Here is a 17,119-nt window from a genome sequence, read left to right on the forward strand (position 1 = left end):
CTGTTCTCAGAACCTCTCCGGGAAGATCAGGGCGAGGACGAGATAACCCAGCAGGGCAACGGCCACGACAAGACCGACGATGTTCTCAGCGGTCACAGCTTCGCCACCCCCCGGGCGACAAGGGCCACCAGCGCGAACAGCGCGATCGTGGTGACGACGAAGGCCACATCGGCCATCGCGAACTCCTGGAATGAGGTTCGGTTGAATCGGACCGTTCGAGGAAAACGCCTGAGTGACCGGTTCCGGTCGCGCGTTGACAGCTCTCATACGGCGGCCCGCTCGGCTTTGACGGGCCCCTTACGGCCGCGGGCCGCCGGTGGCCGGTCCGCCATGACTTTCGGTGACCTGCCTCACAGCGATCGGACGGTCCGGCGTGATGCGGCGTACGGCGCGCGGACCTGGGCGAAGGCGAGCGCTGCCCGGCCGGCCGACCCCGCGGTCGGCATCCAGAGCGAAGGCGTTCGGCGGGCCGTCGTCCGGGCGGGCGGGCTTCGTGGGCACCGGACGGCACCGCAGCCACCGCAGGAGGTGTGCGTGCGGAACGCGTCGGTCCTGACACCGTCTTGACGCGGCCGGGCGGACGGCCCGGCGGACGGCCCGGCCGACGACACAACCGACGACACAACCGACGACACAGCCGACGACGCGGTCGGCACACCGGCAGGTGAGGGCGGCGCGGAAGCGACCGCGCCGCCCGGCTCGCGGCCCCCGTGCCGCACCCCCGTGCCGCGCCCAGCCTGACATCCGGGCACCGGTCGCCTCATCGGCCAGGAGTGCACTCGGCTTGGCGCACAGCGCACTGTCCGGGGACCCCGCGGACCGCGGCACCCCCGTGGCGGGCGGGGCCGCTCCCGGCGTACGCTCCCATGCGGCATCACCGGGGGAGGGGAATGCTCACCACAGTGCTGGACACCGCCCGGCTGCGGCCCGCCGAGCGGACCGCGGCGTGGGCCGAGGTCACCGGCCTCGCGCTGGTGAACACCCTGATCCGCTTCCTGGTCCACGAACCCGATCAGGTGAGCGCCCAGATCCAGACCCTGCCACTCGGCCCGGTCCAGTTGTCGGTCATGTCCTACACGCCGCTGTCGTCCCGGCGCACCGCCCGGCTGATCCGGCAGTCCGATCCCGAGCAGTACCAGCTCGGGCTGACCGTGGCCGGACACCAGCGGATCGAGCAGGCCCGGTCGAGTGTCGCGCTCGGTCCCGGCGAACTGGTGCTGTACGACAGTTCGCGGCCGTTCACCGCCGTCTCGGGCCCGCAGTCCTCCGGCACCCGGACCGTCCTGCTCCAGTTCCCCAGGACACTCATGCCCCTGCCGGAGCAGGACGTGGCGCCGCTGTGCGGTACGGCGCTGGACTCGGGGTCGGGCGTCGGGCGGTTGCTCGGCCTGATGCTCAACGGCCTGGTGGAGACGCACGGCGATCTCACTCCGGCTGACACCGCCCGGCTCGGCAACACCGCGATCGATCTCGCCGCGGCCCTGCTCGCCCACCACAGCGGCCGGCAGGCCCTGCTCCCGGCCGAGTCCCGGCAGGGCGCGCTGTTCCAGCAGATCGGCGCCTTCATCGCCGCTCATCTGCACGACCCCGGTCTGAAGCCGGGCACGGTGGCAGCGGCGCACTTCATCTCGACCCGCTATCTGCACCGCATATTCCAGCAACACGGCACGACGCTCGGCGAGTTCGTACGGCAGCAGCGCATCGCCCGCTGCCGACGGGATCTGGCGGACCCGGCGCAGCGCACGGTGCCCGTCGCGGTCATCGGCGCGCGCTGGGGATACCCGGCGCCGTCCGACTTCACCCGTGCCTTCCGTACCTCCGTCGGTCTGACGCCGAGCGAGTACCGGGCGATCAGCCAGGCGCCGCGGTCAACAGGGGGGCGCGGCGAAGTCCACGACCGCTGATCCACCGGCGGGTTCCACCTCGTCGCCGAGGGCGTGTTCGGCGACCCGTATCAGTCCCGGCCGGTGCACGGGGTGGCTCGGGGTGACCTGGAGGGACGGCGTAGAGGTGACCGCGGCAGATCCGGAGGGCCCGCGCGGAGGTGACCCCGCAGGCCCAGGAGGCCGGCGCGGAGGTGGTCCCGCAGACCCAGAGGGCCCGCGCGGAGGTGACCCCGCAGGCCCAGGAGGCCGGCGCGGAGGTGGTCCCGCGCCGAGGGCGCCCGGGGTGCGGGCGCCCTCCGGTCGCCCGGCTCACCTGGCGGACTCGGCCTCCTCCAGGACGGGCACCCGCGGTGTCGCGTCCTGCCGGCCGGGGATGGTCAGGCCGGGCAGGGCCACCACGAAGGCGACGGTGGCGACGGCCGCCGCGCCCAGCAGACCCGTGCGCGCCGCGGTGGCGAAGTCGCCGTGCGTGGCGAGGAGTTTGCTGAAGTACAGGGAGCCGGCCAGTGCCGTACCCAGCGAGGTGCCGATCTTCATGCCGGTCTGGTAGACACCCGCCGCGGTACTGCCGTCCCGGCGCGGCACCCCTTGCAGGGCGAGCGTCTGGTTGGCCGCGATGACGAACCCGGCGCCGCAGCCGGCCACGAGGAGCGGCAGGGCCATCCGCAGGAACATGTTGTCCCCCGGGCCGGAAGCACCGACCACCAGGGCGGTCACCGCGAGCCCGGCGGCGGTCATGGCGGTGCCGACGACGACCAGCGGGCGGCCGATGCGGTGCACGAGACGGCCGGTGACGACGCCGCAGGCCGCGGAGCCGACCGTGAAGAGCACCGTGCACAGGGACGCCTTGAGCGGTGAGTAGTGCAGGCCCTGCTGGAGGAACTGGGCCACGACGATGAAGATGCCGGTGAATCCGCCGTAGAGCGCTCCGGCGACCAGGGTGCCGACCCAGTAGGTGCGTTCGCGGAACAGCGAGAGGTCGACCAGGGGCTGCCGTTCCCGGAGGGTGACGGAGCGTTCCCACCGGACGAAGACGGCCAGCAGGGCGATCCCGCAGGCCGCGAGCCACCAGCGGCGCTCGGCCCACGCCCCGCCCTGTAGCAGCGGCAGCATCACGCCGGTGACACCCAGGCCGAGCACCACGGTGCCGACCAGGTCGAGTCCGCGGCGCCGGGCGCCGCGCCGGCCCTCGGGCAGCAGGCGCGCGGCCAGCAGCAGTGCCACCACGTCGAGCGGGATGAACACGAAGAAGATCCAGCGCCAGCCATCCGCGTCACCGAAGTTCCGCAGGATGATGCCGCCCAGGAGCGGGCCGATGGCGGTGGAGAGGCTGACGCTCGCGCCGTAGTAGCCGAAGGCGCGCCCGCGTTCCCGCCGCTGGTACATCTGGTGCAGCAGCCCGACCACCTGGGGTGCGACCAGGCCGGCCGCGACGCCCCGGGCCAGGCGCGCCGCGACGAGCCAGGTGGCGTCGGGCGCGACCCCGCACAGCACGCCGGTGACGGTGAACAGCACCATCCCGATGAGGAAGATCTTCTTGCGGCCGAACTCGTCGCCCAGTCGGCCGCTCGGGACCAGGACGAGCCCGAAGGTGAGGGTGTACCCGGCGACGGACCAGGTCGCCTGCGAGGACGACAGGTGCAGATGGTGCTCCATGGAGGGCAGCGCCACCGTCACGATGCTCACGTCGAGGAGGGTCAGAAAGGCGGCGGCGATGCACACGGCCAGGGCCTGAGCACGGTGCCTGCTGCTGAGCTGGGCGGATTCGGGGGTACCGGGACGTCCCTTGTTCCCGGGTGTTTCAGCTGGTGTGCCGAGGTCTTCCGGCGTCTTTGCCATGGTGTACCTCTGTTTTTCCCGTCGGCCATCTTCAAAAGGGAGTTCGATGCCGTGGGGGCGGCTGTCACGCGAGGTGTGCGGCCCCCGGGGAATGCGGCTCTTGCTGGGGGAGCTACATCCGTTTCCGATAGGGGGCCGGGACCCGCACGGGCTGCGGTCCCGGCCCCTGTGCCGTGGCTCCCGGGCCGGTGGCCGGGAGTGCGGGCGCCGAGGTGGCGGGGGTCGTCAGCCGGCGTCGGCGGTGAGGCCCGCCTTCTGCACGCCGAAGACCGCGACGGCCTCGTCGTTGTCGGGGCGGTCGCCGCTGACGCCGACCGCGCCGAGGAGCACGCCGTCCGCGTCGCGGATCAGCACACCGCCCTTGGAGGCGGCGATCCGGCCCTCGGAGATGGCCGCCAGGGCGGCGAAGAACGCGGGGTCGCGCGTCGCGTGGCGGGCACCGGCGGCGCCGCCCTGGCCGGTGCCGAGGCAGCCCCATGCCTTGGCGTGGGCGATCTGCGGGCGCAGGATGCCCGCGGTCTCCTCACGCTTGACCACCAGCGGGTGGCCGCCGGGGTCGAGGACGGTGACGGCCAGCGGGCGCAGGCCCAGTTCGCGGGCCTGGCTGAGGGCCGCGTCCACGATCTCGGACGCCTGGCTCAGGGTCAGTGTGCTCATCGTTGAGGCTCCTTCTCCTTCTCGGGTTTCTTGTCGGGTTCGTTGTCGGGTTCGTTGCCGGGTTCGTTGCCGGGTTCTCGTTCGTCGGCTTGTTCGTCGGCTTGTTCGTCGGCTTGTCGGTGTTCTTGGTCCGGTGTGTTGTCGGCCTGGTCGTCGGGTCCGTTCTGGCGGGTGCCGCTCGGGGAAGGGGGGATCGTGCTCGCCGCGTCCTCGTCGTTGACGCGGGTGGCCGCGTACAGGCCGAGGAGGTTGACGGCGGCGAGGGTGAGGAAGGCGGCGTGGTAGCCGGACATGCCCGGGGAGGGGCGCGGGCCCGTGGTGCCCGCGGTCACCAGGACGGTGGTGGCGAGGGCGACTCCGGCGGCCCCGCCGAGCCTGCGGCCGACGTTGAAGAGGGTCGAGGCCCGGCCGGAGGACCAGGACGACACCGTCGCGAAGGACGCGGACTGGGTGCCGACGAAGACCTGTCCGACGGCGAGGCCCATGCCGAACAGCAGGAGCACGATCAGCCACCCGCCGGTGTCGGCGCGCAGCAACAGCCCCATCGCGGCGATGACCACGCAGGTGGCGCCGGTGCCGAGCATCAGGTGCCGGCGGGGCCGGAGCCTGCGGTAGAGCACCCGGCTGGCGAGTTGCGAGCCGGTGACCACGCCGACGGCCTCGGGGAAGGTGGTGAGGCCGGCGGCCATCGGGGTCATGCCCCGTTCGTCCTGGAGGTAGAGGGTGAGGGTGAACAGGGCGCCGAGGAAGGTCACCGTCTGCATGGTCAGCACGGTCGTGCCGGCGGCGAACAGCCGGTCCCGCAGCAGCCGCAGGTCGAGCATCGGTGACCGTTTGCGCAGTTCGACGGCCGTCAGCCCGGCGGCCAGGACGGCGCCGCAGCCGAGGGCGGCGGTCACGGGCGCGGTGCCCCAGCCCTGTTCGGGCCCTTCGGAGATGCCGTACATGAGGAGTCCGAAGCCGGACGCGGCGAGCAGGAAGCCGCCGAGGTCGAACCGTTCGGCGGGCCGGGCCGGTTCGTTGCGCAGGCAGAGCAGGCCGAAGAGGACGGCGAGGACGCCGATGGGGACGTTGACGTAGAAGATGGCCCGCCAGGAGACGTGGGTCACCAGGATGCCGCCGAGTACCGGGCCCATGGTGGGGGCGAGGCCGTTGGCGATGCTGAGTACGGCGGAGGCGCGCACCCGTTCCTCGGGCGGGAAGGTGCGCAGCAGCATCGCCATGCCGACGGAGGCGAGCATGCCGCCGCCGATGCCTTGCAGGACCCGGAAGGCGACCAGTTGGCCGAGCCCTGTGGCCGTGCCGCACAGTGCGGAGCCGAGGGTGAACAGGGCGACGGCGGTCAGCAGGGTGCGTTTGCCGCCGAAGCGGTCGCCGAGCCAGCCGGAGACGGGGACGAAGACGGCGAGGCTGACCAGGTAGGAGATGGAGACGGTGTCGACGGCCGTGGCGGGGACGTCGAAGGCGCGGCCGATGGTGGGCAGGGCGACGTTGACGATGGTCATGTCGAGCGTGCTCAGGAACAGCCCGGCCACGTACACGACCCCGACGGCCACCTTCTGGCTGACGGCGATCCGCGGGCCGCGGGCGTCCTCGGGCGGCTCGCCCGCGGACTCCGTGGCCGGGTGCGCGCTCATCCGACCGGTGGGGTGGTCCGGGCCGCTCCGAGTGACGTCGTCAGCCGCAGCAGTTCGTCGATCACTCCGGTGGCGTTCTCGTCGAGACCGGGAGCGGACTCGAACCGGCCCTCGGGGGTGATCGACGTCCGTACGAAGGGTATGTGCACGCTGCCGGAGAGCGGCACCATGCCGAGTGAGGCCACCACGGGCAGCAGCGCCTGCACGGCGCGGGCGCCGGCCGCGACCCCGCCGTACCCGACGAACGCTACCGGCTTGCCGGCCCATTCACGGGCGAGGTAGTCGAGGGCGTTCTTGGTGGCCGCGTTGTAGCTGTGGTTGTACTCGGGCACCACGAAGACGTACGCGTCGCCGGTGCGCACGGTCTCGCTCCAGCGGCGGGTGTGGTCGTGCTCGTACCGGCCGCGCTGCGGCGGACGCGGCTCGTCGAGGAGCGGCAGCCCGACCTCGGCGAGGTCGACGAGCCGGGCGTCGAATCCGGCGTGCTTGACCGCCAGGCCGTGGAACCAGGTGGCGATGGGCAGGCCGCGGCGGCCGGGCCGGGTGCTGCCGACGATGATCTGAAGCTGCGGTTGCGTCACTGCTGACCCTCCGTGTCTCAGTCGTCGAGGACGACTTTGTTCTCGATGACTCCGAGCCCCTCGATCTCGCCGCGCACGAGGTCGCCCGGCTCGACGGCCCCGTGGCCCGGCGGGGTGCCGGTGGACAGCACGTCGCCCGGCGCCAGGGTGATCGCCTCGGTGAGCCAGGCCAGTTGCTCGGGGATGGTGTGGAACATCTGGGCGGTGCTGCCCTCCTGGCGCAATGCGCCGTTGACCCACTGCCGGATGGGCAGGTCGTAGGGGTCGGCGATCTCGTCGGGGGTGACGAACCAGGGGCCGGTGATCCCGTAGGTGTCGAAGCCCTTGGCGCGGTCCATGCGGCCGCCGTCCACTTCGGACACGTCCCGGGAACCGGAGTCGCAGAACAGCACGTAACCGGCCACGGCGTTCAGGGCGTCGGCCTGGGTGAGGTGGCGGGAGCGGCGGCCCACCACCACGCCGAGTTCCACCTCCGGGTCGACCTTGCTGCTGATCGCCGGGTGGAGCAGGTCGTCGCGGGGGCCGGCCAGGGCGCTCACCGACTTCAGGCAGCCCCGCATGGTGGGGCGCTCGCCCCGCGGCGGCTGCTGCGCGCCGGGCCGGGCGCCGCGTGGGAAGTTGGCGAGCATCAGCCAGACCGTGCGCGGTCGCCCGAGCGGGGTGCCGAGTCGTGCGGGCTCGTCGGACCACAGGCAGTCGGCGTCGAGTTCACCGGTGCCGGCGTGGTCGACGGCCCAGTCGTGCACCCGGCGGATCTCACCGAGGTCCGGGTCGACCTGGAGCAGGGCGGGCAGGTCGCCGAGGACGACGTGCCGGGAGCGGGCCAGGGCGTCGTCCCGGTGGACGCCGGCTGTCTCCGCCCGGCGGACCGAGGCGGCCTGGATGTCGACGAGGTGGCCGGGTACGACGTCGGCGAAGCAGAGGCGGTCGCCGAAGGGCGTCCGGCGCGAGGCGATTTTCACGGGGCGCGAAGACTTTCCATGAGTGGGGTCGAGGCAGCCGACGGTGGCTCGGGGTGGTCCCGCTCCCGAGCCATCGTCCTGGTGAGAAGCCGTGCGTCAGCCGTTGTCGGCGTCCTTGGGGTTCTCGAAGCGGATGCCGCCGTCGGTGACGACGGTGACGAACTTGTCGTCGTCGGGTTCGACCGGCTGGACGATCGGCGGCAGGCCGACCGTGTACAGCACGAGTTCCTCGGTCGCGGTGTAGCGGACCTTCTCGCCCGGCTCGGCCTCGACCGCGCCCATCCAGCCGATCTCGGTGCCCTCGGCCGTGCCCCGGCCCTGGAGCACCACGGTCAGCCGCTTGGCGTCCGCGCTCTCCGACACCCACTCGGCACCGGCGTCGAGCTTGACGAAGTCGATCCAGAACTGCCGCTCGGTGTAGGTGCCGATGTGCTTGCGCTTGACCCCCGGCCGGCCCGCCACCGGCAGGTAGTTGAAGTGGTCCGGGTTGCTGATGACGACGCCGTTGTAACGCGGCTTGGGGAACCTCTGCTCCCGGCGCGGACGGCGCTCGGCCTGGGCCTCCTTGTTGTCCGGGCCGCGGCCGCGGCCGGCCTGCATGCCCAGCGCCGAGGCCCCGCCGAACTGCAGCACCAGCTGGAGCTGCTTGGGGTCCTCCAGCTTGTCGTCCTGCGGCCCGTAGGTCTGGCCCTCCGGGAAGTAGCCGACCTCGCCCTCGCGCAGGAAGCCCTGCTCGCCGATGTTCATGTCGCCGATCACGGGCAGCCGGATCTGCTCGAACGTGTGGCAGTGCCGCGGCATGCTGAAGTCGGCCTCGTTGCGGCCGAGGATGTAGCGGTAGTTCTCGAACGGCTTGGTCCGGTCGCCCATCAGCAGGTAGTTGAAGGACACCGTCCCCCGCGGATGGTCCATCTTGAACGCGTTCTCGTCGTACGGCGCGATCTTCATCGCTGTCCTCCGTTTTCGAGTGCTCAGCCGTCCCGGGCCCGGAGCGGGCGGGACGGAGTCTGACTACGGGCGGCGGTCACCGGATGCGCTCGCCCGGCCGGGCCGAGGCGCGTCTGTCCGACGACCTCCGATCGCCGTAACTACAGAACCTTCCTAGTAGGTTTGTGTCAAGGTAGGTAGTGAGCTTTCATCGAAATCGAAGGAGCACCCCGATGACCGGCACCGGCCTCACGAGAGCCGCCACCCTGGTCACCGGCGCGTCCGACGGGACCGGTACATGGCGACCGAGACGCCGGTGACGTGGGACTCCGCAATGACATGCGGCTCCGCGGGGTGACGTGGGGGCCGCGTAGCGGCACGGGGCTCCGCAGTGGCGTCGAGGCCCGGCGCGGGACAGGGCGGGGCGATGTCGCGGCACCCGACACCCTGGCCGCCTACCTACCAAGTAGGTTAAAGTGCGGTGGAAAGCGGAGCCGCTGCCGGAACGCGTCTCGGCAGCGGCTGTGTGGGACGAACCCGGCGCGGGCAGCCGGGCTCGTCCCACGGGATGCGGGTGGGCCGGCCGTGCCGCCTCAGCTGCCCGGAATCCGGGTGAGCGGGCCTGGCTCAGCCGCCCGGAACCCAGGTGAGTGGGACTGGCTCAGCCGCCCGGAATCCAAGTGGGTGGCTCCGGCCACGCCGTCCGGAATCCAGGTGGGCGGACCCGTGTCAGTCGCCGACGTACGCCGCGAGGTGCTCGCCGGTGAGGGTGGAGCGGGCGGCGACGAGATCGGCGGGGGTGCCTTCGAAGACGATCCGACCGCCGTCGTGACCGGCGCCCGGACCGAGGTCGATGATCCAGTCGGCGTGCGCCATGACCGCCTGGTGGTGCTCGACCACGATCACCGACTTGCCGGAGTCGACGAGCCGGTCGAGCAGGCCGAGCAACTGCTCGACATCGGCGAGGTGCAGGCCCGAGGTCGGCTCGTCGAGGACGTAGACACCGCCCTTCTCGGACATGTGCGTGGCCAGCTTGAGGCGCTGGCGTTCACCGCCGGAGAGGGTGGTGAGCGGCTGCCCGAGGGTGAGGTAGCCGAGACCGACGTCGGCTAGCCGGGTGAGGATGCGGTGCGCGGCAGGCGTGCGCGCCTCGCCCGAGCCGAAGAACTCCTCGGCCTCGGACACCGGCATCGCGAGGACCTCGCTGATGTCACGGCCGCCCAGCGTGTACTCCAGGACCGAGGGCTGGAACCGCTTGCCCTCGCAGTCCTCGCAGGGCGAGGAGACCCCGGCCATCATCCCCAGGTCGGTGTAGATGACGCCCGCGCCGTTGCAGGTGGGGCAGGCGCCCTCGGAGTTGGCGCTGAACAGCGCGGGCTTGACGCCGTTGGCCTTGGCGAACGCCTTGCGGATCGGGTCGAGCAGCCCGGTGTACGTCGCCGGGTTGCTGCGCCGGGACCCGCGGATCGGGCTCTGGTCGACCGCGACCACCCCCTCGTCGGCCGGGATCGAGCCGTGCACCAGGGAACTCTTGCCCGACCCGGCGACGCCGGTGACGACGGTGAGCACGCCGAGCGGAACGTCCACGTCCACACCGGTCAGGTTGTTCACCGACGCACCGCGGATCTCCAGCACACCGGTGGGCTCGCGCACCGTCCCCTTCAGGGCCGACCGGTCGTCGAGATGGCGTCCGGTGACGGTCTGAGAGCCGCGCAGCCCTTCTACGCCGCCCTCGTAGCAGACGGTGCCGCCCCCCGTGCCGGCGCCGGGCCCCAGGTCGACCACGTGGTCGGCGATGCCGATCAGCTCCGGCTTGTGCTCCACGACGAGCACCGTGTTGCCCTTGTCCCGCAGGCGCAGCAGCAGGTCGTTCATCCGCTGGATGTCGTGCGGGTGCAGGCCCGTGGTGGGCTCGTCGAAGACGTAGGTGACATCGGTGAGCGCGGAGCCGAGGTGCCGGATCATCTTGACGCGCTGTGCCTCACCGCCCGAGAGCGTGCCCGCCGGCCGGTCGAGGGCGAGGTAGCCGAGGCCGATCTCCACGAACGAGTCCAGCGTGTGCCGCAGTTTGCCGAGCAGCGGCGCCACCGAGGGCTCGTCGATGCCGCGGACCCACTCGGCGAGATCACGGATCTCCATCGCACAGGCGTCGGCGATGCTGATCCCCTCGATCTTCGAGGACCTGGCGCCCTCGCTCAGCCGGGTGCCGTCGCACTCGGGGCAGGTGGCGAAGGTCACCACCCGCTCCACGAACGCCCGGATGTGCGGCTGCAACGCGTCGACGTCCTTCGACAGCATCGACTTCTGGATCCGCGGGATCAGTCCCTCGTACGTCAGGTTGATGCCGTCGACCTTGATCTTGGTCGGCTCCTTGTGCAGCAGGTCGTGCAGTTCCCGCTTCGTGAACCTGCGGATCGGCTTGTCCGGGTCGAAGAAGCCGCAGCCGAGGAAGATACGGCCGTACCAGCCGTCCATGCTGTAGCCGGGGATCGTCAGCGCGCCCTCGCTCAGCGACTTGCTGTCGTCGTAGAGCTGGGTCAGGTCGATGTCGGAGACACTGCCCCGGCCCTCGCAGCGCGGGCACATGCCGCCGGTACGGCTGAAGGTCGCCTTCTCCGTCTTCTTGTTGCCCTTCTCGACGGTGATCGCGCCGCTCGCCCGGACCGAGGGCACGTTGAAGGCGAAGGCGCCGGGCGGGCCGATGTACGGCTTGCCGAGGCGGCTGAAGAGGATGCGCAGCATCGCGTTCGCGTCGGTCGCGGTGCCGACCGTGGAGCGGGGGTCGGCGCCCATCCGCTGCTGGTCCACGATGATCGCGGTGGTCAGCCCGTCGAGCACGTCGACCTCGGGCCGGGCGAGCGTGGGCATGAAGCCCTGGACGAAGGCGCTGTAGGTCTCGTTGATCAGCCGCTGGGACTCCGCGGCTATGGTCGCGAACACCAGTGAGCTCTTGCCCGAGCCGGACACCCCGGTGAACACCGTCAGCCGGCGCTTCGGGATCTCGACGCTGACGTCCTTGAGGTTGTTCTCACGCGCGCCGTGCACCCGGATCAGGTCGTGGCTGTCGGCGGTGTGCGACGCGGGCGTCCGCGCGTCCGTGCTCGTGGCCTTGCTCATCGTCTCTCCCTCTGTTGCTGGCTGTTGCGGGGCCGGCTCCGGGACCGGATGTCGGGGCCGGCTCCGCGGTCCTCGCCGCCGTGGCCGGAGCCGACCCGGCACGGTCCGCGGCCCGTTCGGGGTGCCGGCCGGACGCCGGGCGTGCCCGGTCGGGCGCGCTCGGCGCGGGAAGCGGGGTCTGCCGCCAGGAGGTGCCCGGACGGCGCGGTCGGGGTCGGGGTTCCAGAGCCAGGTCCGGCCTCTGCGGGGGAGGAGACCGGGACGCCACTGCCCCGGACCGGGGCGGGCCGCCTGGCCGCGGTCAGAGAATAGCCCGCTCCCGCACCCGTATGACCACCCCCTTTTGCATTCCGGTCCGCCCCGTCCCACGCCCCCGTCGGGCGCCGCCGGGCCGTGGGACGGGCGCGGCGGCGGCCCTCCGGGCGGTGTCGGTGGCCCGTGCGATGCTGGGTTCCGTGACACTTGAGGACCTGGTGAGACTGCGCCGCGCCCGGGACACGATCGACCGCGACTACGGTCGGCCGCTGGACGTGCCCGCGCTGGCCGCCATCGCCCTCATGTCGCCCGGCCACTTCTCCCGCAGCTTCCGCGCCGCCTTCGGCGAGACGCCGTACAGCTATCTGATGACCCGCCGTATCGAGCGGGCCAAGGCGCTGCTGCGGCGGGGCGATCTGAGTGTGACGGAGGTCTGCTTCGAGGTGGGATGTACGTCACTGGGCTCGTTCAGCTCGCGCTTCACCGAACTGGTCGGCGAGAGCCCGAGCGCCTACCGGGCCCGCCGCCACGAGGCCGGCGCCGCGATACCGGCATGCGTGGCCAAGGTCCTCACCCGCCCGGTCAGAAAGCCCTGATCCGACGCCCGCGGGCAACCGGTCAGGAACGGAGAAGCGGAACCGGCCGCCGCCTCGTAGCGTCGAGGGCATGAACATCAAGCTCTCACAGTGCTTCATCGCAGTCGACGACCATGACAAGGCTCTCCCCTTCTACCGTGACGTCCTCGGCCTGGAGGTGCGCAACGACGTCGCCTTCGAGGGGATGCGCTGGGTGACCGTCGGGTCACCCGAGCAGCCGGGCGTGGAGATCGTCCTCGAACCGCCGCTCGCCGACCCGGGCGCCTCCCCCGCCGACCGGCAGGCCATGGCGGAGCTGCTGGCCAAGGGCCTGCTGCGCGGCGTGATCTTCTCCACCGACGACGTGGACGCCACCTTCGAACACATCCGGGCGGCCGGCGGAGAGGTCCTCCAGGAGCCCATCGACCAGCCCTACGGCGTCCGGGACTGCGCCTTCCGCGACCCGGCCGGCAACATGCTCCGCTTCAACCAGCGCCGCACCGGCTGACCCCGCTCGCCTGCCCCACGGGGGTCTCCCCGGCGTGCCACGCGGGTCCTCGCCCGTCGTCTCGCACAGGTCTCCCCCGCCGGCGTACCGGCGGGGCGGACGGAGGACTCCCGATTGCGCCCGGTGCGGGGCGTGCTCAAGGTCGAAGCGTGAGCACGTCTTCCGCACCGCTGCCCGAGCCCGCCGTACCGTACGCGCCCGTGCACCGCCCACCGGCCGGTCGGGCGCGGCGCCGGTGGCACCCGGCTCCGGCCGGTGTCCTCGCGGCCCTGGCCCTGTTCGTGGCGGTCCGCGCCGCCGGTGTCGTCGCGGTGGCCGCGACGAGCCGGCTGTCGGGCCGGCCGCTCACCAAGAACCTCGCCCACTCCTGGGACTCCACCTGGTACCTGCACATCGCCACGCACGGCTACGGGCGGCTGATCTGGATCACCAGGACGGGTGAGGTGCAGACGGACTGGGCGTTCTTCCCGCTCTACCCGGTCCTCGTCCGGGCCGTCACGGCCGTCGTGCCGCTCTCCCCCGGCGCCGCCGGACTGCTGCTCGCCTGGACTGCGGCGGTCGTGGCCGCCTGGGGTGTCTACGCGATCGGCCACCACATGTACGGGCGGGCCGTCGCCACCGCGCTCGTGGCGCTGTGGGCGTCGCTGCCGCACTCGGTGGTCCTCACCCTCGCCTACACCGAGCCGTTGTTCGCCGCGCTCGCCGCCTGGTGCCTGTACGCCGTGCTCAAGGACCGCTGGCTGTCGGCCGGTTCGCTGGCGGCCCTGGCCGGGCTGTCCCGGCCGAGCGGCATCGCGGCGGTGGCGGCCGTGCTCGTCGCGGCCGGACACGAGATCGTGCGCCGCCGCGGTCGCGTTCCGCCGGGCCTGTGGGCGGGCGCCCTGCTCGCCCCGCTGGGCTGGGTGGGCTACGTGCTGTGGGTGGGCCGGCGGACCGGGGACCTGTTCCACGGCTACTTCCGCGTGCAGAGCGCCTGGAGCTCACGCCTCGACTTCGGAATCGGCGCCCTGCGCTTCCTCAAGGCGCTGTTCCTGCACGGCGGCGGGGTCGTCTACCCGCTGGCCCTGGTGGTGGTCGCCGCCGGTGTCCTGCTGTTCTGCCTGCTGTGCCTGGAGCGCGCGCCGCTGCCGCTGGTGGTGTTCGCGGGCGCCCTGGTGCTGCTGGTGGTCGCGGTGTCCGGCCCCTTCGCCTCCAAGCCCCGCTTCCTGCTGCCCGCGTTCCCGCTGCTCGTCCCGGTCGCCCTGGCGCTCGTACGGACCTGGCGCGCGCGGCGGCCGAAGGCCCTGCTGCTGGGCGGCACCCTGACGGCGGTCTCCCTGGCGTACGGAACGTTCCTGACGGCGATCGCGCATCAGCCGTTATGACCCGTTGTGACCCGGTGGAATCCGGTGGCCCCGCGGCCCGGACCACGACGACGCGAACGCCCGGACCGGCCGCGAGGCCGGTCCGGGCGTCCCGTTGGTGACGGTCGTCCCAAGGATCAGACGAGGTCGAACCGGTCGAGGTCCATGACCTTCGTCCAGGCCGCGACGAAGTCCTTCACGAACTTCTCCTTCGCGTCGTCGCTCGCGTAGACCTCCGCGAGGGCGCGCAGCTCGGAGTTGGAGCCGAAGACGAGGTCGGCACGGGTGCCGGTCCACTTGACCGCGCCCGAGGCGTCACGGGCCTCGAACGTGGTCTGGTCCTCGGAGGTGGACTTCCAGGTCGTGCCCAGGTCGAGCAGGTTGACGAAGAAGTCGTTGGTCAGCTTGCCCGGGGTCTCGGTGAGGACGCCGTGCTTCGACCCGCCCTGGTTCACGTCCAGCACCCGCAGGCCGCCGACCAGGACGGTCGTCTCGGGCGCACTCAGCGTGAGCAGGTTCGCCCGGTCCAGCAGCAGGTACTCGGCCGGCAGGCGGCTGCCCTTGCCGACGTAGTTGCGGAACCCGTCGTACGACGGCTCCAGCGCCGCGAACGACTCGGCGTCCGTGTGCTCGTCGGTCGCGTCGACCCGGCCCGGGGTGAAGGCCACCTCGACGTCGATGCCGCCGTCCTTGGCCGCCTTCTCCACGGCCGCGCTGCCGCCGAGGACGATCAGGTCGGCCAGGGAGACCTTCTTCGCGCCGGAGTTGAACTCACCCTGGATGTTCTCCAGGGTGCGCAGGACCTGCGCCAGCTCGTCGGGGTCGTTGACCTGCCAGCCGCGCTGCGGCTCCAGGCGGATCCGGGCGCCGTTGGCACCGCCGCGCTTGTCGCTGCCGCGGAAGGTGGCGGCCGACGCCCACGCGGCCTTGACCAGCTGCGAGACACTCAGGCCGGAGCCGAGGATCTCGGCCTTGAGCGCCGTGACGTCCGCGGCGTCGATGACCTCGCCCTCGGCCGCGGGCAGCGGGTCCTGCCACAGCAGGGTCTCCTCGGGGACCTCCGGGCCGAGGTAGAGCGACTTCGGGCCGAGGTCACGGTGGGTCAGCTTGTACCAGGCGCGGGCGAACGCGTCGGCGAACTCCGCCGGGTTCTCGTAGAACCGGCGGGAGATCTGCTCGTAGACCGGGTCGAAGCGCAGCGACAGGTCGGTGGTGAGCATCTTCGGGCGGTGCTTCTTGTCCGCGTCGAACGCGTCCGGGATGGTCTCCGGGGCGTCCTTGGCCACCCACTGGTTGGCACCGGCCGGGCTCTTGGTCAGCTCGTACTCGTACTCGAAGAGGTTCTTGAAGAACCCGTTGCCCCACTGGGTCGGGGTGGAGGTCCAGGTGACCTCAAGACCGCTGGTGATGGCGTCCTTGCCGACGCCCGTGCCGTACGTGCTCTGCCAGCCCAGGCCCTGCTGCTCCATCGGCGCGCCCTCGGGCTCCGGGCCGACGTTGTCCGCCGGGCCCGCGCCGTGGGTCTTGCCGAAGGTGTGGCCGCCGGCGATGAGGGCGACGGTCTCCTCGTCGTTCATCGCCATCCGGCGGAACGTCTCGCGGATGTCGCGGGCCGCGGCGACCGGGTCCGGGTTGCCGTTGGGGCCCTCCGGGTTGACGTAGATGAGGCCCATCTGGACCGCGCCGAGCGGGTTCTCCAACTGGCGGTCGCCGGTGTAGCGCCGGTCGTCGAGCCAGCCGGTCTCGGGACCCCAGTAGACGTCCTCCTCCGCCTCCCAGACGTCGGCGCGGCCGCCGGCGAAGCCGAAGGTCTCGAAGCCCATCGTCTCCAGGGCCACGTTGCCGGTGAGGACCAGGAGGTCGGCCCAGGAGATGCTCTGGCCGTACTTCTTCTTGACCGGCCACAGCAGGCGGCGGGCCTTGTCCAGGCTGGCGTTGTCCGGCCAGCTGTTGAGCGGGGCGAAGCGCTGCTGGCCGGCGCCGGCGCCGCCGCGGCCGTCGCTGATGCGGTAGGTGCCCGCGCTGTGCCACGCCATACGGATCATCAGCGGGCCGTAGTTGCCGAAGTCGGCCGGCCACCAGTCCTGCGACGTCGTCAGCACCTCGGCGATGTCCTGCTTGACGGCCGCGAGGTCGAGGGACTTGAACGCCTCGGCGTAGTCGAACTCCGCACCGAGCGGGTTGGCCACGGCCGGGTTCTTCGCGAGGATCTTCAGATTGAGCCGGTCCGGCCACCACTGGCGGTTGCCGCCGCCCTGGGTCGGGTGCGGGGCGCGACCGTGCGCGACGGGGCAGCCGCCTGTCTCCTCCGATTTCGCGTCAGTGACGATTGCCTCATTGTTCTCGGCCATGGGAATCCTTCCGGACGGGGCGCATCTTGGTGCTCAGGAACTGCTGGTGGTGGAACATTCGGGGCACAGGCCCCAGTAGATGACCTCGGCCTCGTCGATGGCGAAGCCGCGGTCGTCCGAGGCGGTCAGGCAAGGAGCGTCGCCGACCGCGCAGTCGACGTCGGCGACGGCACCGCACGACCGGCAGATGACGTGGTGGTGGTTGTCGCCGACGCGACCCTCGAACCGCGCCGGGCTGCCGGCCGGTTCGATGCGGCGGATGAGTCCGGCCGCGGTGAGCGCGTGCAGCGCCTCGTACACGGCCTGGACGGAGATGTGGCCGACACGCTCGCGCACCCCGGAGGCGATCGCCTCGACACCGAGGTGGTCGCCGTGCCGGACGGTGTCGAGCAGTGCGACGCGGGCGGCCGTCACACGCAGGCCGGCACCGCGCAGCTCGTCAGCGACGGTGGGGGGCTGGGCTGCGGTCACGGCGCTCAAC

The 17,119-nt window shown here is 71.8% G+C and carries 14 protein-coding genes; 4 read left to right on the forward strand and 10 right to left on the reverse strand.

Annotation, left to right across the window (positions count from 1 at the left end; genetic code table 11):
- Positions 1–6 precede the first annotated feature (6 nt).
- Positions 7–96, reverse strand: a complete 90-nt coding sequence (gene kdpF, locus ACFC09_RS35680; RefSeq protein WP_016434100.1) for a K(+)-transporting ATPase subunit F — start codon at positions 94–96, stop codon at positions 7–9.
- 794 nt (positions 97–890) lie between these two features.
- On the opposite strand from kdpF, the gene ACFC09_RS35685 reads away from it, so the two are divergent.
- Positions 891–1,904: a helix-turn-helix domain-containing protein gene (locus ACFC09_RS35685; RefSeq protein ID WP_376535348.1), complete on the forward strand. Its 1,014-nt coding sequence runs from the start codon at positions 891–893 to the stop codon at positions 1,902–1,904.
- Positions 1,905–2,195: 291 nt separating this feature from the next.
- On the opposite strand, the gene ACFC09_RS35690 is transcribed toward ACFC09_RS35685, so the two are convergent.
- From ACFC09_RS35690 to ACFC09_RS35720, 7 genes are all read right to left on the reverse strand, one after another.
- Positions 2,196–3,725 carry an MFS transporter gene (locus ACFC09_RS35690; protein WP_376535350.1) on the reverse strand — a complete coding sequence of 510 codons (1,530 nt, stop codon included), beginning with the start codon at positions 3,723–3,725 and terminating at the stop codon, positions 2,196–2,198.
- A 225-nt stretch (positions 3,726–3,950) separates the two neighbouring features.
- Positions 3,951–4,382 carry a heme-binding protein gene (locus ACFC09_RS35695; RefSeq protein ID WP_376535352.1) on the reverse strand — a complete coding sequence of 144 codons (432 nt, stop codon included), beginning with the start codon at positions 4,380–4,382 and terminating at the stop codon, positions 3,951–3,953.
- Positions 4,379–6,019, reverse strand: a complete 1,641-nt coding sequence (locus tag ACFC09_RS35700) for an MDR family MFS transporter (RefSeq protein WP_376535354.1) — start codon at positions 6,017–6,019, stop codon at positions 4,379–4,381. The genes ACFC09_RS35695 and ACFC09_RS35700 overlap by 4 nt, the downstream gene beginning before the upstream one ends.
- Positions 6,016–6,600 carry an NADPH-dependent FMN reductase gene (locus tag ACFC09_RS35705; protein WP_376535356.1) on the reverse strand — a complete coding sequence of 195 codons (585 nt, stop codon included), beginning with the start codon at positions 6,598–6,600 and terminating at the stop codon, positions 6,016–6,018. The genes ACFC09_RS35700 and ACFC09_RS35705 overlap by 4 nt, the downstream gene beginning before the upstream one ends.
- Before the next feature lie 17 nt (positions 6,601–6,617).
- A complete protein-coding gene (locus ACFC09_RS35710) occupies positions 6,618–7,562 on the reverse strand; it encodes a fumarylacetoacetate hydrolase family protein (protein ID WP_376535358.1) in 945 nt (314 codons plus the stop codon).
- A gap of 96 nt (positions 7,563–7,658) precedes the next feature.
- Positions 7,659–8,510 carry a hypothetical protein gene (locus tag ACFC09_RS35715; RefSeq protein ID WP_376535360.1) on the reverse strand — a complete coding sequence of 284 codons (852 nt, stop codon included), beginning with the start codon at positions 8,508–8,510 and terminating at the stop codon, positions 7,659–7,661.
- Positions 8,511–9,218: 708 nt separating this feature from the next.
- On the reverse strand, positions 9,219–11,606 hold the full coding sequence (locus tag ACFC09_RS35720) for an ATP-binding cassette domain-containing protein (protein ID WP_376535362.1): 2,388 nt from the start codon (positions 11,604–11,606) through the stop codon (positions 9,219–9,221).
- A 455-nt stretch (positions 11,607–12,061) separates the two neighbouring features.
- Between ACFC09_RS35720 and ACFC09_RS35725 the strand changes: the two genes are divergently transcribed.
- The 3 genes from ACFC09_RS35725 (at position 12,062) to ACFC09_RS35735 (ending at position 14,308) form a co-directional block, all read left to right on the forward strand.
- Positions 12,062–12,457, forward strand: coding sequence for a helix-turn-helix transcriptional regulator (locus ACFC09_RS35725; protein ID WP_376535365.1), 396 nt, complete (start codon positions 12,062–12,064; stop codon positions 12,455–12,457).
- 70 nt (positions 12,458–12,527) lie between these two features.
- Positions 12,528–12,944 (forward strand): VOC family protein, encoded by a 417-nt coding sequence (locus ACFC09_RS35730; protein ID WP_376535367.1) that lies wholly within the window; start codon positions 12,528–12,530, stop codon positions 12,942–12,944.
- A gap of 149 nt (positions 12,945–13,093) precedes the next feature.
- On the forward strand, positions 13,094–14,308 hold the full coding sequence (locus ACFC09_RS35735) for a hypothetical protein (protein ID WP_376535369.1): 1,215 nt from the start codon (positions 13,094–13,096) through the stop codon (positions 14,306–14,308).
- A 116-nt stretch (positions 14,309–14,424) separates the two neighbouring features.
- Here the strand turns inward: ACFC09_RS35735 and katG are convergent, their stop codons facing one another.
- Both katG and ACFC09_RS35745 read right to left on the reverse strand, forming a co-directional pair.
- Positions 14,425–16,638 carry a catalase/peroxidase HPI gene (gene katG / locus ACFC09_RS35740; protein WP_376535371.1) on the reverse strand — a complete coding sequence of 738 codons (2,214 nt, stop codon included), beginning with the start codon at positions 16,636–16,638 and terminating at the stop codon, positions 14,425–14,427.
- Between the two features lie 33 nt (positions 16,639–16,671).
- The gene (locus ACFC09_RS35745; protein ID WP_376535373.1) at positions 16,672–17,109 is read right to left on the reverse strand and encodes a Fur family transcriptional regulator; all 438 of its coding nucleotides are present in this window, start codon (positions 17,107–17,109) and stop codon (positions 16,672–16,674) included.
- Between the last annotated feature and the right edge of the window lie 10 nt (positions 17,110–17,119).

It is taken from the genome of Streptomyces sp. NPDC056161, from assembly GCF_042268025.1.
In the GTDB taxonomy this organism is placed as follows: domain Bacteria; phylum Actinomycetota; class Actinomycetes; order Streptomycetales; family Streptomycetaceae; genus Streptomyces.